Genomic DNA, 22,501 nt, shown 5'->3' with positions numbered 1-22,501 from the left:
GTTTAGTCGTGTTCAGACGTCTTGACTCAAGCATGTTTTAAAGTGTTGATACCACTTTATTTCGGCCATTATTTTTGGCTTTATAAAGACACTTATCGGCAATAGAAACGGCGGATTCAAATTGCTTGCTATCTTCCATTGTGGCAAGACCTGCGCTAAAACTTGCGGTTTGTTCTTGGTGGTTAAATGTAAATCTATATTGAGCAAACTCATGATTGATTTTTTGAACTAGGCGCTCTGCTGAGCAAAGGTTAGTATCGTATAAAACTAACAGAAACTCTTCTCCTCCCCAGCGCGCGGTAATGTCTCCACCTTTCGTATGTTTCTTTAGTAAATTCGCTAGTTTTTTTAACACGATATCGCCGGCATCGTGACCATGAGCATCGTTTACTGTTTTAAAATGATCAATATCTAAGAGGGCGACAATAGCCGCATTGCAAGTTTCTTTTGCTTCGATAAGGCTTTTGGTTCCTAAGCGGTTTTGTAGACCCGTTAATGGGTCGGTATTGGCGAGTTGGCGATGATCTTCTGATGCCTTGGAGATTGCGCCGTAGGAGTGAACTCGAACCCATTCACTCATGAGAATAAGTCCGCCAAGGGAAAACGAAGAGATAACGATTCGTTTGGATTCGACATCCGTATATGGGTAGATAAATTCAAAGTTGCCAAATAGCAGCATAAAATTGGCCACCATATACAGCGCCATAAAGATACTGCCGATATGAGGGCCCACCATGAGCACCATGAAAATTGAGACTGAATACGTCCAGTAAGCCCCTGTTCCTTCTGCTCCACCACCGAGTAGTAGGTAAATAGAGAGTAACAACAGCAAAGAGGAAAGGCTGATTGCGATGGGCTGAACGTGCCGGGCTTTTTTGGTTGCTTTGGCAGCGATAAGCGCGATGACAAAAAAGAAACTCAAAATGAAGCCTAACTGATAGCGTTCTGCGAGGAATGAAGTGACGGCAAATGTGGAAAGAAAAGTGCTGCCAAAGATGACAAAGGTATAAATCAATATCCTTTTGCGTTCATTCTCAATCTGACGTGGAGTATTTCCAAAATTCACATAGACTCCCTTGGCACTGCACTCTTAAGACTACACTAAATTTTTACCGGCTGGAGTTCTGAGAGCTAAAGCACATCTTGGATATCCCTTTCCCCAAGCTTTACCGATTTTGCCCGTATTCGTACGTTTTATCCTGTGAGCATTTACAGAGAAAATATTTTCGTCTTATGTTTTATCACTTGCAGATATTCAATTCTTAAAGGGCTTCAAGGTATCGTTGAAGTGCTGTCATCAAGTGCTGCTCCAGTTGCAGGTGTAAACAAGAATTGGCAGGCAGAAGTGAGTTTAATGGTTGGCGATGATCGTGTTCGATTGAGTTTCAGGTTTAGCTACGTTAATTTGCAACAGCAAAAAAACTTTGTTCCCCTATGTTTTATGATACCTAACATGGAAGTCTATCTATGCAGAATTGTTCCACATTTTTAAGCATGCTTTTTGCTTCACTAGCGCTGGCTTTTGGCGCTGCCAATGTTCATGCGGAAGAGCATCATTATTTTCCGTCAGATTCACACCCAAATTTACCCTTCTCTGAAGCTGTTTCCTATGCTGGAGTATTATACCTTTCTGGTAGCATCGGTTTAACCTCAAAAGGTCGGCTAGCCGAAGGTGGTATTACACCTGAAACCCATCAAACAATGGATAATATTCAGGTGTCACTGAAAAAGCACCAGCTCGATATGGATGATTTGTTGAAGTGTACGGTTTTTTTAACGGATATGTCTGAATGGCCAGCTTTTAACAAAGCGTACGCAAGCTATTTTGAACCTGGCCATTTTCCGGCGCGCAGCGCAATGGCGGTGTCCAAACTCGCCCTAAATGCGAAAGTCGAGGTGGAGTGCATCGCGGCGTTGAATTAGCAACGCCTGCTTTCTTCACAAGTAAATGCGCTTATTGTTCAGCCAGTTGATCGGTCATCGTTTGATAGTCTATCAAATCTGTATGTTGGCGAACTCGTCGAGTGTTCATATCTAGCTTCAGTGTGGTGACTCCGGGAATTGCAATCTTAACAATTTTACCGGGTTTGCCAAATTGATCACCGGGCCCTTGGTAGTGATAGTTGCCGATCATAACCACTAAGCTACCTGTATTGAACATATGCTCAATGTTAAAGTTGTATTCAATCACGCCTTTTTGCGCACGCTTTAAAAAGGCGAGTATATGGCGTTGACCTGTGAATTTTTTATTTGCGGTCTGATCATATAGCAAGCTGCTTCTAGAGTAGTAACGCTTAAGCTTTTCATAGTCTCGACTGGTGAGTATTTTCATATATTCGTTTGCTAATTGCTGCTCTTTAGGCATATCAGCCGCCGAAGCAAAAACAAGCTGGTTGAGGCTCATAAGGGTAAATAGGCTAGCAAAGAATAAATAGACAATAATTCTCACGGTATATCTCAAGGCAGTTATACAAGTGCGTGGTTTTGCGACGGTTTACTTTGGCTTTTGGCTGCGTAAATCAAAAGCGGGCAGTGATAGATGCCAAGTAATTGCAGCCAAGCGTATGGCAAATGCCGTGCTCATTGCAAGAAACATTGCAGATAAATCTGCCATTCCAAAGCTTAAGCTACAGGTATAGCCAATTCCTCCGGCTATCGAAGCCGTTGCATAGATTTCAGTGCGTAATACCATTGGCACCTGACGACAAAGAATATCTCGAATAATACCACCACCAACGCCGGTGATGAGTCCCATGATGACTGCACTCATACCGCTGAGCCCCATAGATAATGCTTTTTCTGCTCCGATAATTGTAAAGAGCGCTAATCCTAACGCATCGGCAATTGGGAGAACTTTTTGTGGGACACGTTTAGGCTTGCGTACCAGTAAAATGGTAAGGAGAACGGTCGAAAGAATCACAATAATGTAGGTGGGATCGTTAATCCAAAAAACTGGGGTGGCGCCCATCAGTGTGTCTCGAATACTGCCACCGCCAACAGCGGTGACCGACGCTAAAACGATCACGCCAAATGGATCCATTTTATGGCGCCCTGCTGCTAGCGCACCTGATAGCGCAAACACGGCAGTGCCGCAAAGATCAAAAAAGTAGATCCACTCTGGCATTAACTCATCTCTTCCAAGTGAATGTTAAGCGCATCAACTGAAATGCGAATTTCAGCAACAGAAAGGATTAATGAATACAAGAGCAGCAATAGACTCAAACCGAAGACCACCGAGCCAGCTTGGTTTTGCCCTAAATAGATTAAAATCATGCAAAGCACACACATCGCAAAACTTGAAACGCCGCCTTCTTGCATGCGACGGATTAATTTAATTCGCTTTTTAAGGTTTTTAATTTGATCGGTATGGACACTGGTTTCTGCTTTGCTCAAGTTGCGGATCAATGCTGCAAGTGAGAAAAACCGATTGGTATATGCAAGTAGAAGCAGCGATATTGCGGGAAATAATAAAGCCGGGGTAGTTAAGGATACGTGTAACATTTCTAACAAGGGTACGTTCTCAAGTAATAAATTCGATAGTTTGACCAGATTATATCGTAAATTTATTACATTTGCGCTGTCTGGTTGATGTTTTTTTGCGCGCACTTGGTGCGGGTGAATTCAGTGATCCACTTTGTTTAAAAGTCAGATTCATACCTGAACGTAGCGTAGCATCGACCAGAGGAGAGGCAGAGTGATCAGGAGCCCTAACCAGATCCCAAAGCCTTTAGATGTATAACTAATCGCATTTCCGATGTCTTGAGCGACTGGCTGGCGCCCTTTATTGGCATAAGGTAAAGCGACGCGCTGAGCTAGATACTTTCTTGGCCCTCCAAGCTCAATATTAATCGCTATCCCTGTGATTCTTTGTATGAGATGTTCTAGTGGGAATGGCGTTGGAACATTCGTTGTTTGAATGAGTGCTTTATAACCTAAGGGGCCGGTGAGAATGGTTAGCGTAAAGGCCCACAAAAAATTCGGTAGTATTTGCAAAATTGTATTGAGCTTTGCGATGGCAATACCAAAGTTTTTAAATCGTGGATCGGCGATAGGCCAAGCCATTTCAATTTGTTTGACCATTCTGACAGCGAGCACCAAGGGTGCGCCGGCTACGGCGAAGTAGAATATGGTTGCCACCACTCCATATACATGGCTATTGGCAAGCTTTTCAATAGTTGTTTTACAAATACCGACTTCAGATAAAGACTGGGTATCTTGTGCAACCCAAGGTTGTAACAGTTTTTTGGCCCGTGCTTTATCATCGCTATTTAATGCAAGGCGTATTTCTTGGGCAATCTGTTTGAAGCATGCGTCACTGAGGCATAAATATAAGACCAAAAAGTCGAAGAACCAAGGGTAGGCTGCCAGCTGCATTAAGAACGCGCAAATAATCCAAAAAGGGATAACTAATAAGATTGCCGCCATAACGCCAGCGGTCATTTGCTGGATTGAAGAACGCTCGGTGTGATTGACTTTCACGGCCAACTCCTTCGCGAGCTGACCAAGCCAAATTATGGGTTGGAGGTTACGAGGTAATGGCGCTATTCGTGAAAGAATCACCGCAGAAAGCAGTACCAAAAAATGGCCGAAAAGCTGACCATCTTGGCGAATTAATTCTTCAAAAAATTGCACCATAATCACGACAACCTAAAGTTGCTTCAATAGAGCGATGACCATCAACGCGCTATGGTGACCAGCCTTGACTAGATAAGCATCAAAATCAACCGCGGAGTCATCGTTTGCGTTGTCTGATAGAGAGCGAATCACCACAAAAGGCATTTCAAACTGATGACATGCTTGCGCAATTGCTGCAGCCTCCATTTCACAAGCGGCTATGGTTGGGAAGTTGGCGACCATAACTTTAGTTCTTTCTGGATCACAAATAAAGCTATCTCCAGTACAAATGAGCCCTTCAATCGCTTTGACTTGAGCCACTTCTGCTACAGCCTTTTTTGCCGCTGCGACGAGGTGTGGCGCAGGTGTAAATGCTGCGGGTTGTTGAGCCATTTGTCCGATTTCGTAGCCAAATGCTGTGCAATCGACATCATGATGGCGTACTTCTGATGAAATGACGATATCACCGATGGTTAAATCACGGACAAAGCCTCCGGCGGAGCCAGTATTAATCACAGCATCTGGCGCGAATTTTTCAATCAGTAAAGTCGTTGCGATGCTTGCAGCAACTTTGCCGATACCAGAGCGTGTCACAATAACTTGCTTGCCAGCAAGTTCACCACTAACGAATTCAATACCAGCAACTGTTTCTGATTTTGCAGCAGACATTGCTTCAATGAGGTGAGCTACTTCTGGCTCCATTGCACCGATAATACCAATTTTCATTTATCAACCTTTAATCGCAACAAGCGTAGATTTGTGTCTATAGAATATGGCGCATAATATACCATAAGCTGAATTGGTTGCGTGACTTAACTCATCGATGATTGGTTGGGAAATGGTGTTCGCTGTTTAACCTAAACCGCAGTGCGACGGAATAGCAGAAATGACAAAAAATAAGCAAGTAAAAGCGCGACATGAGCCGAGCAAGGCAATTGATGTCACCACTCAAATAAAGACTGACGCCAGCAAAGAATGTAACGCTATCTCCGATGCCGCGGATTTCGTACTTTTTGACAGTGCAGATCATGAATTAGATATCCCGAGCTTAGAAGCATCTGGGATGGACTTGTCTCCTTGGGATCTTGAGTCACACAGTGCTAATGGAAACGACTTAAAACCTATTGGATTGATAACGGGCACAAAAGAAACGGATGTAAATTGTCTGGCGGTGTCTATGTCACAGCCCGGTTATCAAGCATTGCCTGCATCTGAATTTGTGGAGCCAGCTTGTCCCCATCCTGATTTACACCTGTTTGGTCCGATGCCAATAGAATACTTTTTGCAACATGGTATTGATCCTGAAGGGTTTGAAATCCTTAAGTCTGATGATGCGATTCTGCAAAGCACAGATACAAAATAGCAAATGTGCCGAGTTGGGAACTGGACTCGGACTCGGTGCGGGCATTCTATTATTGTTACGTCAAAAAAAAGCGCATCATGTGATGCGCTTGAATCAAAATTTGATCAATGGGTTGATGTTCTTTGTCGGTAAACTCTAGTCAAAAGAGTTTAATATTCCGATCGCTGCGTCTCGGCCTTCAGCAATTGCGGTGACCACAAGATCTGATCCTCGAACCATATCGCCGCCAGCAAATACTTTGGGATTGGTTGTTTGGAATGGATTTGCATCATCTTTACTCGCTTTGACCAGACCCCATTCGTTTAACTCAATATTATGATCGGCTAACCAAGGTGCTGGGCTTGGTTGGAAACCAAACGCCACGATTATCGAATCAGCATTGATTAGCTGTTCACTACCTTCAATGGGCTCTGGACGTTGTCGACCGCTTTCATCGGCTGCGCCAAGCTTGGTCTCGATGCATTCGATTCCAACGACCTTGCCATCTTTGGTTTTGATTTCAGTTGGCTGACGGTTGAATAAGAAGTTCACTCCTTCTTCACGTGCGTTTTGTACTTCTCGGCGAGAACCTGGCATGTTTGCCTCATCACGACGATAAACACAAGTGACTTCTTTTGCCCCTTGACGAACGGCGGTTCTAACACAGTCCATCGCAGTATCACCACCACCCAGTACAACAACGCGTTGACCAGCTAAGCTTTGGTACGGCGTTTCATTACTTTGGGTGCCCATGAGCTCATGAGTATTACCAATCAAATAAGGTAAAGCTTGAATGACACCTGCTGAGTCCTCACCTGGGAGGCGGGCTTTCATCGCTGTGTAGGTGCCCATTCCCAAAAAGACTGCATCATATTCTTTCAATAGTTCTTCAAACATGATGTCTTGGCCAATGGTGACACCAAGTTTGAATTCAATTCCCATTCCCTCAAGTACGGTACGACGCGTGGCCATGACTGACTTATCCAGCTTGAATGATGGAATACCATAGGTTAATAGGCCACCAATTTGTGGATATTTGTCATAAACCACGGCTTGTACGCCATTGCGTGCAAGAATATCAGCGCAGCCAAGCCCTGCAGGGCCTGCGCCAACAATTGCAACTCTTTCTTTTCGAGGTTCGATGGTACTCAGATCTGGGCGCCAGCCTTGTTCGATCGCGGTATCTGTAATGTACTTTTCAACATTACCAATAGTTACAGCACCAAACTCATCGTTTAACGTACATGCACCTTCACACAAGCGATCTTGTGGACATACACGGCCACAGATTTCTGGCAGCGTGTTGGTTTCATGTACCAGATCGGCCGCTTCGGCAATACGTCCTTGTTTAGCCAGTGCCAGCCAATTCGGGATGTAATTGTGGAGTGGGCATTTCCACTCACAGTACGGGTTACCACAGTCTAAACAGCGATCAGCTTGCTCATTGACTTGTTCTTGTTCGAATGGCTGATAGATCTCGATAAACTGAGACGCACGATATTTTGCGTCATGTTTGTTCGGATCTTTGCGGTCCACTTCGATAAATTGAAAATTGTTGCTCATTCTGAAGTTACCCCGCTTTAACAACTAGTTCAGGTTCAACTTGCTTCGTTTTTAGCAAATCCGCCAGTTCGATATTTTTTGGTTTGACCAATACAAAGCAATCAATCCAGTTTTCAAAATCGCTAAGGATCATGCGTCCATGTTCGCTGCCTGTTTCTTCAACATGCTCTTCAATCAGCCCTTTAAGGTGCTCTTGAAGGATCGGCGTGTCGACTTTCAGTAGCTCAACGAGTTCTTTATTGACTCTCGGTTGGAAGCGCCCTAAACGATCAAATACATAGGCAAAGCCGCCAGTCATACCTGCACCGAAGTTAACACCTGTTCGGCCTAAGACCACAACAATGCCGCCAGTCATGTACTCACAACCGTTGTCACCTAAGCCTTCAACGACTGCGATTGCACCAGAGTTACGGACTGCAAAACGTTCACCGGCTTGGCCAGCCGCAAATAACTTGCCACCAGTTGCGCCATATAAACAGGTGTTGCCAACGATTGTGGACAGGTTGGATTCAAAATGGCTGCCCATTGGTGGTTTAATACTAATCTTACCGCCAGACATGCCTTTACCAACATAGTCATTGGCATCGCCACGGATTTTCAACTCAAGACCAGGACTATTCCAAACCCCGAAACTTTGGCCTGCGCTACCTGCAAACGTTAATTTGATGGGCGCTTTTGTTCCTTTAACCCCTTTTGTACGAGCAATATAGCCTGATAGTGCAGCACCTACTGAGCGGTCAGTGTTATTGATGTTGAAACATGCTTCTAGCGTTTGATCTTTATCAATATAGCTCTGACATTCATTAACAAGGTGTTGATTGAGAATACCTTGGTCTGCTGGTGGGTTTGTTTCTAACCAAACTCTCGCAGAGGTTTCTGGCACTTTTGGCTGGTACAAAATTGGCTCTAAATCTAATCCGAGCTGTTTGTCGGTTTTGCCTTCGAGTGCTTCTAGCCAATCACTGCGGCCAACGAGCTCTTCAAATTTTGAAACGCCCAGATCTGCCATGAGATCTCTTACCTCTTGTGCAACAAACTCAAAGTAAGTCATCACGCGCTCAGGTAAGCCATGGTAATGCTTTTCACGCAACTCAGTATTTTGAGTCGCTACACCAGTCGCACAGTTGTTCAGGTGACAAATACGCAAGTATTTACAGCCCAGTGCAATCATAGGTACGGTACCGAAACCAAAGCTTTCTGCGCCAAGTAGAGCGGCTTTAATTACGTCCAAACCGGTTTTTAGTCCGCCATCGACTTGCAGACGAACTTTATGACGAAGTCCATTTTCTACTAATGCTTGTTGAACTTCAGCAAGGCCTAGTTCCCAAGGACTACCTGCGTATTTCACTGAGGTGATTGGGCTTGCAGCCGTACCGCCATCATAACCAGCGACGGTAATCATATCTGCATAGGCTTTTGCCACACCGGTGGCAATTGTGCCAATACCAGGCTCAGATACCAATTTCACAGAGACTAGTGCGGTTGGGTTGATTTGCTTCAAATCAAAAATTAACTGCGCTAAATCTTCAATCGAGTAAATGTCATGATGTGGTGGTGGTGAAATCAGTGTCACACCGGGTCTAGAGTGACGTAGACCTGCAATTTCAACACTTACTTTGCCGCCTGGTAGCTGACCACCTTCACCAGGTTTTGCCCCTTGAGCGACTTTGATTTGCAACACTTCTGCGTTGACCAAGTAGTGGGCTGTTACCCCAAAGCGGCCTGATGCAATTTGCTTGATTTTCGAGTTACGCTCGCTATTGAAGCGTCGTGGATCTTCGCCACCTTCACCAGAGTTAGAGCGACCACCTAAGCGGTTCATCGCGATTGCGAGTGCCTCATGTGCCTCGGGACTAAGTGCGCCAATACTCATTGCGGCACTATCAAAGCGCTTGTAGAGGTTTTCTGGCCCTTCAACTTCGTCGGTTGTGATTTTAGCGTCGGTTTCTTTGATACCAATCAGATCACGTAGTGTTGCGACAGGACGATCATTAACAAGCTTGGTGAACTCTTTATAGGTGCCGTAATCTTTGTTATTCAAACTTGATTGTAGGGTGTTAACCACATCTGGGTTAAAGCTGTGGTATTCACCGCCCTCGACATACTTGAGTAGGCCACCTTGAGGGAGCGGGATATGAGCTCGGAAAGCTGCTTGATGAAGTGCCGCTTCATCACTGGCAATATGTTCAAAGCTCGCACCTTCAATACGAGAAACAACGCCGTTAAAGCATAGATCAACGACATCTTTTGAAAGACCCACCGCTTCAAACTGTTGACTACAACGGTATGACGCGACAGTACTAATTCCCATTTTTGACATGATCTTACGCAGACCTTTGTCGATACCCGCGCGGAAATTGAGTAGCAGAGCTGTCATATCTTCTTGATTATGGCGCTTGGCTAGATCTGCAATTGATTCGTAAGCTAGATATGGGTAAATTGCAGTTGCACCAAAGCCTAGTAAAACGGCGAAGTGATGCGGGTCTCGGGCTGATGCGGTTTCCACAATAATGTTGGTGTCACAGCGTAGATGCTTCTCAACAAGCATATTTTGCACCGCACCGACAGCCATTGCTGCAGGAATCACTTGAGCATTCTTTGCCGTATTTCTATCAGATAAGATAAGCAATGTTGTGCCAGTGCTGGCAAGCTTTTCTGCCTCATTACAAACGCGCTCTACAGCGCCTTTTAATCCTTCTGCAGCATCATAGTTTAGACAAACGGTGTTGGCATGGTAATCATCATTGTCTAACTCTCGAAGTTGATTAAAATCGCTCAAGAGCAGGATCGGAGAGTCAAACATGACGCGGTAGGCGTGGCCTGTTGTTTCATTAAACAGGTTTTGTTCACGGCCAACACACGTTGCTAATGACATAGCGTGCTTTTCACGTAAAGGGTCAATTGCAGGGTTGGTGACTTGAGCAAATTTTTGTCTGAAATAATCGTATATTGAACGGTTCTTTTTCGACAGCACTGCCATTGGCGTATCGTCGCCCATAGAACCTGTTGCTTCTTCACCGCGGCTCGCGAGAACCCAAATGACTTGCTCTAGTTCTTCACGTGTATACCCAAATTGCTTTTGATATTGCAGCAATTTAGTTTCGTCAAACTCGCTTTTACCTTGTTCTTCAGGAGGAAGTTGCTCTGCAGGTACTAAAGTACGACTATTCTTTTTCATCCATTCTTTGTATGGATGGCGACGTTTCAAATCATCATCGATTTCGAATGAGTGATATAAACGGCCATTAAGCGTATCAAGTACTAATAATTCACCTGGACCCACGCGACCTTTTTCGACCACTTCATCAGCTGCGTAATCCCAGATACCGACTTCTGAAGCAAGGGTGATAATTCTGTCTTTGGTAATCACATAACGTGATGGACGCAAGCCATTACGGTCTACAGCACAAGCGGCATGACGACCATTGGTCATCACGATGCCTGCTGGACCATCCCATGGTTCCATATGCATGGAGTTGAAGTCGTAGAAAGCTTTTAACTCTTCGTCCATTTCAGGGTTACTTTGCCATGCAGGTGGAATAAGCAAACGCATCGCACGGTATAAATCCATGCCGCCAGAAAGTAGCATCTCCAACATATTGTCGAGTGACGATGAGTCAGAACCACTTTCGTTCACAAACGGTGCGGCTTGTTGCAAGTCAGGAAGTAAAGGAGCACTAAATTTGTATGCTCTGGCTTTTGCCCACTGACGGTTACCTGCGATGGTATTGATCTCACCATTATGCGCGAGGTATCTAAATGGTTGAGCTAATGGCCACTTAGGATGTGTGTTGGTAGAGAATCGCTGATGGAATAAGCAAATTGAGCTTTGAAGGCGCAAATCGGCAAGATCGAGATAAAACTCCGGAAGATCCGCCGGCATCATCAGGCCTTTGTAGACGATAACCTGACCTGAAAGACTGGCAACATAAAATTCACTGTCATCGACAAGCTGTTGTTCAAGACGGCGTCTCGCCATATAAAGGCGTCGCTCAAGATCTTTTTCTCGCCAGCCCACTGGCGCATTAATTAATACTTGTTCAATTTGAGGTAGGCTCTCTTTACCAATTCGACCAAGCATATCTGGATTGGTTGGCACTACACGCCAACCAGCAATACTGAGTGTTTCTTTCTCTAGTTCTTTTTTTAGAATAGCTTTCGCAGCTTCTGCTTTTACAGGGTCTTGGCTTAAAAACAGCATGCCCACAGCAAAGCGACGACTTAAATGGAAACCGTTTTCTTCTGCAACGGCTTCAAAGAATTTGGTGGGCATTTGCATTAATAGCCCGCAACCATCACCGGTGCGGCCATCAGCTGCAATACCACCTCTGTGTTTCATTCGATCTAAGCCATGGATGGCTGTTCGCACAATACGGTGACTCGCTTCGCCATCCATTTGCGCAATCAATCCAAAACCACAGTTATCCCGTTCGAAACTAGGATGATACAAGCTCATACAAAACCTCCCTTACTACCTTAACAATTCGCCATTCGGGATAAAATTGTATACTTACTATAGATATGCACCCGAACCACCCAAATTAACGTGTGATTAAGCAAACGTCAAATCAATTAATTGCATAATAAGTGGGTAAATACGCAGGTTTTATGGCCATTGTGCAATGGGTTTACGTTAACGTAAGGTTGGTCCTGCAGGCTCTATCTGCTTGTTATAAATAAAAATTAATGCTTTGAGAACGTATTATTTACTTGTTGGTAACATCTATTCTCTTTCTGAATTTAATGACGAACATTGATTTTGAATATATGTACAATTGCTAAATTTTTATACAGTCATTGTGACTAGCTATTCATGTTGTGATCTGGGTTTTGCATGGTTTTCTTGCTGGGTGATCTAGGTCACTTCATTGGTTTCGCTGTGTCCTCAGTCTGGTATTTGCTTGAGTTAAGCGTTCTTGATTCAGTTTTTCCTTATAATCCTCGTTTTTGTCGGTGGAGAATGAAGTGGGATTGGACCAATTTGTGAATACCTTTGGTAGTGTTTGTAAGGCTACTTATGGTTCAAGAATTCGAAAGCTGACTATTGATGCAAAATTCACGTGTCCAAATCGTGATGGAACTTTAGGAGTTGGTGGCTGCACATTTTGTAATGTTGCCTCATTTAGTGCAGAAGAAGGCTCGAAGCTCTCTATCTCTGATCAAATGACTCAAGGTAAAGCGAGATTAGTATCAACGAGTGGAAAATACATCGCTTATTTTCAAGCGTATACCAGTACATATGATGAGTATGAGTATTTAAAGAAGAAATATGATGAAGCGATCGCCGATCGAGATATTGTTGGTTTATGTGTTGGCACTCGCCCGGATTGTGTGCCTGATAATGTCTTAGATCTACTGGTGCAGTACCAAAGTACTGGTTTAGACGTTTGGTTGGAGCTGGGGCTGCAAACTGCGAATGACAAAACCCTAAAGCGTATTAACCGCGGACATGGTGTTTCTGAATATATCGATACCGTAAAGCGGGCAAGAAGTCGTGGTTTGAAAGTTTGTACACATTTGATTTTGGGCTTGCCAGGTGAAACCGATGAAGACTACCAACAAACCCTAGATACAGTGCTAAGGCATGGCGTCGATGGGTTAAAGCTGCACCCATTGCATATCGTTGAAGGGAGCGTGATGGCGAAAGCTTGGCGTGCCGGAAAAATCAAGCTCCTTGAAAAAGAGAGTTATGCCAAGAGCGTTGCAAAGTTAATTCGACAGACACCCAAAGAGATTATTTTTCATCGGGTTACAGCTTATGCCAAAAAACCAATGCTTTTAGCGCCTGATTGGTGTGGCTTTCGCTGGGACGGTTTGGTGGCAATTGTTGATGATCTCGCTGTAAATGGCGGTCAAGGAAGTGCACTTTCAAAAGCTTCTAACAGCTAGAATTTGTTCTGTTACAAGAACGGTACGCCAGCAAAAAACGGGTTTGTGAGCTTTCTCTTGGCATGAAAATAGGTTATCAACGCTGATCTGTTCGTCAACAATTTGAATTAGTGTTTATATAATTGAACATGCGAAGTTAATAAAGGGTTAAATCTCAACGGGAATTTTCTCGGTTCTGCGCGTATGAGTTGCTTCTAATGGTAGGCTCGGTATCATGTGAGTTCAGACGCATGTAATAAGTATTAAGGATCCACTCTGATGAACACTGTTGAGCTAGATACAATTTTGGATATTAACACCCTAGATCAATATTGTAGTGCTATCGGCGCAGGAACCTTACTGAAAAGTGTTGTACTGTTTGAGCAGCTCATGCCTGAATATGTCGATAGCTTGGTGTCAGCCCATGGCGAGAATGATAAAGAGACGCTTTGTGCTGAGGCGCATAAGTTTAAAGGTGCTGCTGGGTCTGTGGGATTGAAGCGTATCCAAGAGTTTGCCCAATTGTTGCAACATGGAGAAGAAGCAAGCTGGGAGTTGAGTAAGCAATCTTGGTTGGATGGTATTACCCAAAATGTCGAGAACGACTTACAACAATTGAAACATTACTTAGAGAATCGTGCTTAATTCCGGACCGAATATATTGAAGCTCTGGTGCTTGCGGCTAGCTTGGTGATGTGCCGACAAATACTATATGCATCATATTAAATTTGCTATTGGGCTTTGACCAAATACGGCTTACTTGGCGCCAATTGAATTTTATCACGCCCTTCGCTTTTTGCTTGATATAACACTTTATCTGCACTTTCTATCAAGTGAGACTCCGAACAGCTAAGGTCATGGACAAATGATGCGACCCCTTGGCTGAGAGTCACTCTTATTTCACCTTTACTTGTTTTAAATGGCTTTTCTTTAATGGTGTCTGAAATACTCTTGGCAATATGAGCTGCACCAATAAGGTTCGTATTGGGTAATAAGACCGCAAATTCTTCGCCACCATAACGACAAATGGAATCAGCAGGGCGTTTTAATGCGAAATAAAAACGCTTGGCAACTGCTTTGAGTATCTCATCGCCAACCTGATGACCGTATTCATCATTTACTTTTTTGAAGTGATCTAAGTCAATCAGGATCAGTCCAAGAGGCTTGTTTTCTCGAGCGCTGATGGCGAGCTCATTTCTATACTTCTCATCGAAGAATTGTCTGTTTTTCAGTCCAGTCAGGAAGTCGATGGCGTTTTTCTCTTGCAGTAACCTATGCTCGGCTTCTAGCTCTTGAAGCTGTTTTTGTAATTTTTGGCTTTTACTCGGTTTGTTTGCACGTTTTGCAAAAGCAGCTTTCGGTTGTGAGTGGGCGGCTAACCCAGAATCGGCGAGGTCGAGCTCTGATATTTGATCGTAAATGAGTAACAGCGCCAATATCATACCAAAAGTTGCTATCGCAATTACTGGTGCATAGAGCTGATTCACTTGGGTAACTTGAGTGTATTGCGCTAGCGCTAGCGCCAACAGAGCCATCGACACATATAGTCCTAGGACAGGGAAGTAACCGGATTGGTATCTCTTTTTCAGTGAATAGAGCACCAAAATTGCTTGCACAAAGGTATTTAGTATTAACCCTAATAACGTCGCTGCTCCGAGTTTGTCATTACCGATTGCAATATAAGCCAGCGCAAGTATGAGCGTGATTAAGGTGAGTCCTTTGGTCACCGTAATGTAGTGACTGGGAACCTTCTTATCAAACAATGGCATCAAAAGTTGTAATAGCATCATTTGGCTGACAGTGATAAGCACTGGCCATAAGGTTAATGGTGAAGGAATGTTAAACCAAGTGTGTGCTAGTCCGAGTTGTTGGCCAAGAACAATCATACTCAGGCCGGTAATAAATAAGATACTCTTTGGCAGCAATGGAAACGTTAGGAGTAAGCAAATTTGAAGGATTAAAACGGTCAACAATACCCCCCAAGCAAAAGACAAATGTGATGACTTGTCTTCGGCATATTGCGACCACCATGCTTGGTTCCATATCTGTGTCGGTGCTTGCTTTATATAGGGGACAAAAAGCTCGAGTATCGCTTGGTTTTCGATATCGATAGTGTAGTGATAACTATTAATTGGCCATTCTTGTTTATTGGGTTGGATGCTCATAAAACCCTCTGAATTATTGAGGGACTTTAAATACAAGGTTGGTGCTGAATTTTTGTGTGTTGGCCGTGTTAGCACCCAAGACTGTGGGGCTTTGCTATGGCTTTGAATATGAAGCACATGCCACTTAATATCACTTTTATAGTTGTCCGGATGATTTTTGAGAAGGTATTGGTTGAGTGCGGTAATTTGTTTCGCATGAGCAGGCTCATACAAGGTATCAATAGGGAGTAAACGGTTGCTATCTGTGAGGCTTACATGGGCACTAGCTACTGCACTCACGAGTAGTAGTAGTCCGATGATGAATTGAATAATGTACTGCCTCATTCCTTGAGGTATCCCCTGAATACACTTGCAGTATGTAAGTATATAACTCACCGCTGATTAGGCAAGTTTTTTCAAAGATGCTCAATAACTTGTGCTATAGCTCGCAAGAATCGACACTCAATATGTGGTAAGTTAACAGGAACAATTAATTCATTTAGCAGCGGGTAATCGAAAGAATGAAACCCATACCAAGTCTAAAAAACCTGTACTATTTGGTGAATCTACATCAGCAGCAAAATTTTAACCGTGCTGCAAAGGTTTGTTTTGTGAGCCAATCCACCTTATCCAGTGGTATTCAAAATCTAGAAGAACAGCTGGGTCACCAGTTGATTGAGCGGGATCATAAATCATTTATGTTTACTGCGATTGGTGAAGAGGTGGTGCAGCGGGCACGTAAAGTACTCACTGATGTTGATGATTTAGTGGAATTGGTGAAGAACCAAGGTGAGCCCATGACGGGCGAAATTCGATTAGGGTGTATCCCAACGATTGCTCCATTTTTGTTGAGTAAAGTCGTCAAACAATGCCAAGCATCTTATCCCGATTTAAGTTTATTACTGAAAGAAGACACGACCGAAAGACTGTTGCAGGCTTTAGGAAAAGGAGAGTTAGACCTCTTAATTCTTGCCTTGCCGGTGGACGTTGGTGGATATCATAGTATGAAGGTGGGAATCGATCCTTTTAAAATGGTTGTCCATAAAGACTTAAAGTCCACTATTCCAATGCCGGTTGATTATCAATCGATGCCAGACGAAAGTATCTTTTTATTGCAAAGTGAACACTGCATCACTGGCCATGCCATTAGTGCTTGTCAGCTCGAAGATTCGGCGAAAGTGAATCCATTTGCGGCTACGAGTTTGCATACGTTAGTGCAAATGGTAAACAGCAAGTTAGGCACAACCTTTTTACCGCAGATGGCGATAGATTCTGGAATATTGAGAGACACGGACCTTGTAGTTGTTGATCCACCTGGAGACAGCCCATATCGAGATATTGGCCTGGTATGGCGTCAGACCACAAGTAGAATCCTGACGTTTAGAACCATAGGTAATGAAATTGAATCGTTGCTGACACAGTAAAAGATTTAAGGTTTAGTCATGGATAACGGTGGAGGCGAAATAACTTTCCACTTACTTCGGATGAATACCAAACACGTCTGTGGTTTGTTGTTTCCCCTTTAATTTCACAGGGCCTAGATTTGTGATTTTATATTGAGTCTCACGGGTTTCCAGTTGAGACTCAAGTTCTCCTGAAATTAACATTCTTTGTCCAAGAGGATTACATTGATCTTGTAGGCGTGCGAGCGTATTGATGACATCACTGAAATAGCTGATCTCTTGTTTTTGAACGCCGACGACTGCTGCGACAACTTGACCACAATGCGCTGCTGCTTTGAACTTAGGGACAAAGCCGTAGTGTTCTTCAAAGTATTTGCGTTGCCAGTTGAGTTGTTGGCTAAAATCAAAATAAATATTCATACAGCGGTCATTCACAACCCCTTTATTTAAAGGCCAATGAATAAGAACCGCATCTCCCATATATCGATAGATTTCTGCTTCGTTGTTGGCCACAGTATCGGATAGCAGACTAAAGCTATCCTGAATCAATCGACTAAATCGATAGTCTCCGAGGGATTCTGCATGGGTCGTTGAAGCAACCATGTCAATATACAGAAATAAGCTTTGCTCATAACGCGGCTTATGATATTTGCCAAGGCCGATATTTAGCAAAACGCGTGGTCCGACTAATAATGCCATTTGCTCAATAAAGGCGAGTCCTACGCGGACTGCAACAAGGTATATAATCAATGCTTGAAAGGATGGGCTGTAAAGAATGTGAACCGTTAACATTTGTCGTAACGTCGCCATATGGTTCTCGATGGCCCACATATTCAGGTATTGCGTGATATATGCCAGAGTCATTGCCCCAAGAAGAAGGAAAATGCCTTTGAAAATGACGGAAAAAATATAGGGGAGCCGGCTGATGGCACTGAAGTCTGAAATGAGGTTGGACAGCCAGTGCAGGCTGCCAAAAATAATCCCCATATATATGGCTAGTGTTGCGAGATCCGCTGAGCCTACCGCCCATTGCGGTAATTCAGGGGTTTGTGCATATCGAAAAAACACAAACGAAGCCATGGCTATAGCCCAAGCTAAAATCGCAAAAAGTAGTCTTTTTGCTTGTCGACGTGCTCTCACCGGCTAATTCGTATCCAAATACTGCAGAAAACTTCAGAAGGCGCTAGTGTATAGAAAATAACCCTCTAATTTCCAGTGAACTATGTGATCTGAATCAATCCTAGAGCAGTTGAGGCCTAAATTTGTCCAAAAAAACGAGAAATAATTGATTGAGTGAACTGTGTCTTTAGGTAAAACCCTCTTGGGTTGACCATTTGAATGGTGCCATTTGCACCAATACTTTCAGTCAGTGCTCGGCTATTCGCCGCTTTGGGCCTTAATTGTAAGACTTCGCCATGTCTAGCCGTTATTTTTTCTACTTCTCCCAAGGCGATTCGTTCGATAATTTCTTCCCAGTCTTGTTTGAGCAGTCGGTATTCATCGTCATTGGGCTGCCATAAAAAAGGCGTTCCAATTTGCCGTTCTCCTACTGGTATATCCCGGTCTCCTTCGATGGGAACCCAAAGAACTTGCTGCAATTTGTGGCAAACTAAACTGTTTTCCCAAGTTAACCCTTGTAAATTTACCAATGGCGCGACACTGACATACGTGGTTTCTAGGGGAGTACCTTTGGCACTAATTGGAATTGTTTTTAATTCTACGCCTAAATGAATAAAGTCTTGCTCGGGTTTTGAACCCGCTATCGCGCCCAGTTCTAACTCGATAAGCTGTCCAATCCAGCCTTTGTCGCGTTTTAAACTATTCGGAACTTGGACTTGGTGACTATCAGCCAGTTGCCCCAAAGTCAGGCCTGCCATATTGTCGGCCCTATCAAGTAGCTCTTGGAGGTCTTTTGGTGGTGATATTGAGGTTTTCATGGCTTGAGTGTATCGAATTGCTGGTTGATTTCAACTTGGTTGAAATTTGCTCGGTGTCTTGTTTGAATAATAAAGGTAGGCCGTTGGTTGTGTAAGTGTCTGTTTATAGTGGCTAAAATTTGTTGCTAGGGGCGAAATTTACTTGCGATTGTCAAGTTGCCTGTGAATTCACAGACTTTTCCAACATAGTTATCCACAGAAACTATGGATAACTCTCGAATTAATATTGGTTACTCGATAAAAAACTTGCGGTCAAGCTAACTTTTTAGTTTTTTTTAATGTTTTTTATGAAAAAAAGAATTGACCTTGTGCATAAAATACATGCCGCATATACAGCCAATCTCGTTTTTATTCAGCTGTACAAAAAAGCACCTTTGATAAGTTTTATGGCATACCTCCCTATGGTTTGTTGCTTTAAGGTGTTGTATTAAAAGCGAATGGTGTTAGCCCTGTTCATCGCGAACTATATGTAAAACTGAGAGTTATGGTTGAGCTTTTGATAGTTTCAAACAGAGATATCCACAGATTCTGTGGATATCCTTCGTTCGCCAACTAGCTTGGTGTTGATAACGTTGCTGTAAGGTGGTTTTTATCCAACAAGTTGCCATAATTGGGATTTGCCGCTAGCTCTGCTTTATGAAACAATCGAGTTATTGATATTTAAGCGTATTTGGAGTCCGTGTGATTGATAGTGACGGCTTTCGCGCAAATGTAGGCATTATTGTCTGTAATAAACAGGGCCAGGTCATGTGGGCTAGACGTTTTGGTCAGCACTCATGGCAATTTCCACAAGGTGGTGTTGATGATGGCGAAACCGCCGAGCAGGCCATGTATCGAGAACTGTATGAAGAAGTTGGGCTAAAACCAGAACATGTTCAAATATTAACATCGACGCGTTCATGGCTAAGATACCGACTTCCAAAGCGTTTGATCCGACAAGACAGTAAGCCGGTCTGTATAGGGCAAAAACAAAAATGGTTTTTGCTGCAATTAAAAAGCCAAGAAAGTGCGATTAATTTGAACAGTTCAGGTCATCCTGAGTTTGATGATTGGCGCTGGGTTAGTTACTGGTACCCCGTACGACAAGTCGTGTCATTCAAAAGAGAAGTCTACCGCAAAGTGATGAAAGAGTTTGCATCCACGACGTTGGCTTTCCAGTCTCAAGATCAGCACCACAATAATAGAAGGCAACGCCGTAGAGGCTACGGATAAAGTTAAATAGACAAACCAATGGAGGGAGAGTGTGCTTAATACGCTAAGAGATATAACCCAAGCGGTCGCAAGTGCCCAAAGCCTTGACGTTGCGTTAAAGCAAATTGTGCAGCGTACTAAAGCGGCAATGCTCACCCAAGTTTGTTCAGTTTATTTACTCGATAAACATCAAGTTGACCAACAAGAGCTTGTTTTGTCTGCAACCGATGGTCTTGATGCCGATGCTGTTGGTCGTGTTAAAATGCCGCTTACAGAAGGACTTGTTGGGCTCGTCGCACAAAGAGAAGAAGTCGTGAATCTCGCCGATGCGCGTCGGCACAATCGTTTTAAGTTGTTCCCTGAAATTGCAGAAGAAGAGTATCGAGCTTTTCTCGCAGCCCCCATCATTTATCAAAAAAAAGCACTAGGCGTTATTGTTGTACAGCAGGATTCTGCTCGCTTATTTAGTGGGGATGAAGAAGCCTTCTTAATGACATTGGCGGCTCAGCTTGCGATGGCGCTTAGGGGCCTTAAACAAAAAGCTGATGTAAAAGAGCATCAGCATCAAATTCTATTTCAAGGCACGTCAGCGTCAAATGGTATTGCGATTGCGCATGCCCTCGTATTAGGTGGCGAAATATCACTTGAACAACCTCAAATTCAATGTACCGATATTGCGGCTGAGCTGAAACGCTTAGGCGAAGCGACAGAGCGAGCGAAAGATGCTGTAAGTGCTTTGACCCAGCGATTTGACCGTGAACAAGATGATGAGGTTGCTTCAATCTTTTCAGCGCTTCTTTTGCTGCTTGATGATGCCAGTTTAGGGGGCGAATACGTTGCGGAAGTAAAGGAAGGCTGGTCAGCCGAGACAGCCGTTAGTCGAGTGTCTCTTCGGTTTATCGAGCAGTTCTCCAGTATGGATGACCCCTACCTAAAAGAGAGAGCTTCTGACATTCGCGACTTGGGGCAAAGAGTTTTACGCCAATTGATTGAGCCAGGCCGCTTAGAGGTTGAACCGGATAAACCTGTCGTGTTGGTCGCACGAGAAGCAGATACTACCTTACTCGCCGAATTTCCTCGGAAAAAGCTCGCGGGGATCGTGACGGAACTTGGTGGGGTGAACTCTCATGCCGCTATTCTGGCAAGAGCTTTAGGTGTGCCTGCGATTGTTGGGGTGCAGCAAATTCTGACCTCAGATATCGATAAACAACTTGTCGTGGTAAATGCCAGTCGTGGTCAGCTGTTGGTTTCTCCTTCTGCGTCAGTTATTCAGGAATTCAAAGGCTTCATATCTGCCCAGAAAGCACTCCAGAAAAAGTATGCGGCTGAGCAAAAGTTAAAGACAGAGACCACAGACGGGTGCCGAGTCAAATTATGCGTGAATGCCGGCCTTCTCAGTGGAATTGGTGCCAGCATTGTTGATGGCGCTGATGGCATTGGATTATACCGTACCGAAATCCCCTTTATGTTGCAGCAGCGTTTCCCGAGTGAGTCTGAGCAGATTAAAGGGTACCAACAAGTGTTATCTGCAGCGGGAGGTAAGCCTGTTGTCATGCGAACCTTGGACGTTGGGGGTGACAAACCTTTACCTTATTTTCCGATTAAAGAAGAAAACCCCTTCCTTGGTTGGCGTGGTATTCGTTTGTCCTTGGACCATCCGGAGATTTTTCTGGTCCAAATTCGTGCGATGTTACAAGCAGCTGAAGGGAGTGATCAGTTACAAATACTTTTGCCCATGGTGAGTACACTTGATGAAATAGATCAAGCGTTAAGCTATGTGCGTCAAGCATTTGATGAGTTGAAAATCGAAGCCGGTTGTAAAATTACCTGGCCCAAACTGGGGGTCATGCTAGAGGTCCCAGCGTTGCTTTATCAACTCGATGAAGTTGCAAAACGCGTCGATTTTGTGTCTGTTGGGAGCAATGACTTAACCCAATACTTACTCGCAGTAGATCGGAATAACCCGCGAGTGAGCTCCCTTTTCGATAGTTATCACCCTGGGGTTTTACGGGCGCTTGAGCGAGCCTGTAGTGACTGTCAACGTTTAAGTTTACCCATTAGCGTGTGTGGTGAACTAGCCAGTGAACCTATTGGTGCGATGATGTTGGTTGCGCTGGGGTATGACAATTTAAGTATGAACCAAGGTGCATTGGCTCGAATCAATTATTTGATGCGCCGGTTGTCATTGGCAGATCTTCAAGATCTCTTGTCAGCAGTTTTACAACAAAAAAATGGTGAACAAGTCCGTTCAGTGGCCATTAACTTTTTGAAGCAAAAATCATTAGCATCAATTCTTAACTAAGAGAGCAATATCTCTTAATAGATTTGGATTACCCAAACACAGAGTGATAATGAATCGCCTTGTAGAGCAAGCTAAAGGTTTAACGTGAAGTTCGCTCAGCAATGGTTGTGTTCTACAGCGCGAAGTGAGTGTGTTAT

Annotated in this window: 18 protein-coding genes; 7 read left to right on the top strand and 11 right to left on the bottom strand. The window is 43.9% G+C overall.

The features are described from left to right. Positions 1-37: 37 nt before the first annotated feature. Positions 38-1,066 carry a GGDEF domain-containing protein gene (locus IEY18_RS01760; protein WP_188917204.1) on the bottom strand — a complete coding sequence of 343 codons (1,029 nt, stop codon included), beginning with the start codon at positions 1,064-1,066 and terminating at the stop codon, positions 38-40. Between the two features lie 401 nt (positions 1,067-1,467). On the opposite strand from IEY18_RS01760, the gene IEY18_RS01755 reads away from it, so the two are divergent. Continuing rightward, a complete protein-coding gene (locus IEY18_RS01755) occupies positions 1,468-1,923 on the top strand; it encodes a RidA family protein (protein ID WP_188917203.1) in 456 nt (151 codons plus the stop codon). 31 nt (positions 1,924-1,954) lie between these two features. Here IEY18_RS01755 and IEY18_RS01750 read toward each other — a convergent pair whose 3' ends face one another. From IEY18_RS01750 to IEY18_RS01730, 5 genes are all read right to left on the bottom strand, one after another. Then, the gene (locus IEY18_RS01750) at positions 1,955-2,404 is read right to left on the bottom strand and encodes a nuclear transport factor 2 family protein (RefSeq protein WP_188917873.1); all 450 of its coding nucleotides are present in this window, start codon (positions 2,402-2,404) and stop codon (positions 1,955-1,957) included. Positions 2,405-2,494: 90 nt separating this feature from the next. Next, positions 2,495-3,124, bottom strand: coding sequence for a trimeric intracellular cation channel family protein (locus IEY18_RS01745; protein ID WP_188917202.1), 630 nt, complete (start codon positions 3,122-3,124; stop codon positions 2,495-2,497). After that, positions 3,124-3,501: a DUF2721 domain-containing protein gene (locus tag IEY18_RS01740; RefSeq protein WP_188917872.1), complete on the bottom strand. Its 378-nt coding sequence runs from the start codon at positions 3,499-3,501 to the stop codon at positions 3,124-3,126. Before IEY18_RS01740 ends, IEY18_RS01745 begins: the two co-directional genes overlap by 1 nt. A gap of 150 nt (positions 3,502-3,651) precedes the next feature. Next, positions 3,652-4,635, bottom strand: coding sequence for a cobalamin biosynthesis protein CobD/CbiB (locus tag IEY18_RS01735; protein ID WP_229779691.1), 984 nt, complete (start codon positions 4,633-4,635; stop codon positions 3,652-3,654). Positions 4,636-4,647: 12 nt separating this feature from the next. Continuing rightward, the gene (locus tag IEY18_RS01730) at positions 4,648-5,340 is read right to left on the bottom strand and encodes a 5'-methylthioadenosine/adenosylhomocysteine nucleosidase (RefSeq protein ID WP_188917201.1); all 693 of its coding nucleotides are present in this window, start codon (positions 5,338-5,340) and stop codon (positions 4,648-4,650) included. Between the two features lie 160 nt (positions 5,341-5,500). Here IEY18_RS01730 and IEY18_RS01725 point away from each other — a divergent pair, with 160 nt between their 5' ends. Beyond that, positions 5,501-5,977 (top strand): hypothetical protein, encoded by a 477-nt coding sequence (locus IEY18_RS01725; protein WP_188917200.1) that lies wholly within the window; start codon positions 5,501-5,503, stop codon positions 5,975-5,977. Between the two features lie 135 nt (positions 5,978-6,112). Here the strand turns inward: IEY18_RS01725 and IEY18_RS01720 are convergent, their stop codons facing one another. Further along, positions 6,113-7,519, bottom strand: a complete 1,407-nt coding sequence (locus IEY18_RS01720) for a glutamate synthase small subunit GltD family protein (protein ID WP_188917199.1) — start codon at positions 7,517-7,519, stop codon at positions 6,113-6,115. 7 nt (positions 7,520-7,526) lie between these two features. Then, positions 7,527-11,975, bottom strand: a complete 4,449-nt coding sequence (gene gltB / locus IEY18_RS01715) for a glutamate synthase large subunit (protein ID WP_188917198.1) — start codon at positions 11,973-11,975, stop codon at positions 7,527-7,529. 509 nt (positions 11,976-12,484) lie between these two features. Here gltB and mnmL point away from each other — a divergent pair. Together mnmL and IEY18_RS01705 are read left to right on the top strand one after the other, a co-directional pair. Beyond that, a complete protein-coding gene (gene mnmL, locus IEY18_RS01710) occupies positions 12,485-13,408 on the top strand; it encodes a tRNA modification radical SAM protein MnmL/YtqA (RefSeq protein ID WP_188917197.1) in 924 nt (307 codons plus the stop codon). A gap of 258 nt (positions 13,409-13,666) precedes the next feature. After that, entirely contained in the window at positions 13,667-14,032 is a 366-nt protein-coding gene (locus IEY18_RS01705; protein ID WP_188917196.1) for an Hpt domain-containing protein, read from the top strand. Positions 14,033-14,118: 86 nt separating this feature from the next. Here the strand turns inward: IEY18_RS01705 and IEY18_RS01700 are convergent, their stop codons facing one another. Continuing rightward, entirely contained in the window at positions 14,119-15,876 is a 1,758-nt protein-coding gene (locus tag IEY18_RS01700) for a GGDEF domain-containing protein (protein ID WP_188917194.1), read from the bottom strand. 176 nt (positions 15,877-16,052) lie between these two features. Here IEY18_RS01700 and oxyR point away from each other — a divergent pair, with 176 nt between their 5' ends. Further along, complete coding sequence (oxyR, locus tag IEY18_RS01695) at positions 16,053-16,955, top strand: hydrogen peroxide-inducible genes transcriptional activator OxyR (RefSeq protein ID WP_188917192.1); 903 nt, start codon at positions 16,053-16,055, stop codon at positions 16,953-16,955. A gap of 51 nt (positions 16,956-17,006) precedes the next feature. Here the strand turns inward: oxyR and IEY18_RS01690 are convergent, their stop codons facing one another. Together IEY18_RS01690 and mutH are read right to left on the bottom strand one after the other, a co-directional pair. Further along, a complete protein-coding gene (locus IEY18_RS01690; RefSeq protein ID WP_188917190.1) occupies positions 17,007-18,074 on the bottom strand; it encodes an adenylate/guanylate cyclase domain-containing protein in 1,068 nt (355 codons plus the stop codon). Positions 18,075-18,190: 116 nt separating this feature from the next. Then, complete coding sequence (gene mutH, locus IEY18_RS01685) at positions 18,191-18,871, bottom strand: DNA mismatch repair endonuclease MutH (RefSeq protein ID WP_188917188.1); 681 nt, start codon at positions 18,869-18,871, stop codon at positions 18,191-18,193. A gap of 681 nt (positions 18,872-19,552) precedes the next feature. Between mutH and rppH the strand changes: the two genes are divergently transcribed. Both rppH and ptsP read left to right on the top strand, forming a co-directional pair. Next, positions 19,553-20,083, top strand: coding sequence for an RNA pyrophosphohydrolase (gene rppH / locus IEY18_RS01680; RefSeq protein WP_188917186.1), 531 nt, complete (start codon positions 19,553-19,555; stop codon positions 20,081-20,083). 31 nt (positions 20,084-20,114) lie between these two features. Further along, positions 20,115-22,364, top strand: coding sequence for a phosphoenolpyruvate--protein phosphotransferase (gene ptsP / locus IEY18_RS01675; protein WP_188917184.1), 2,250 nt, complete (start codon positions 20,115-20,117; stop codon positions 22,362-22,364). Positions 22,365-22,501: the final 137 nt, after the last annotated feature.

The sequence above is a fragment of the Shewanella gelidii genome (assembly GCF_014647855.1).
GTDB classification, from domain to species: Bacteria; Pseudomonadota; Gammaproteobacteria; order Enterobacterales; family Shewanellaceae; genus Shewanella; species Shewanella gelidii.
This window is presented reverse-complemented; position numbering and strand designations above follow the sequence as displayed.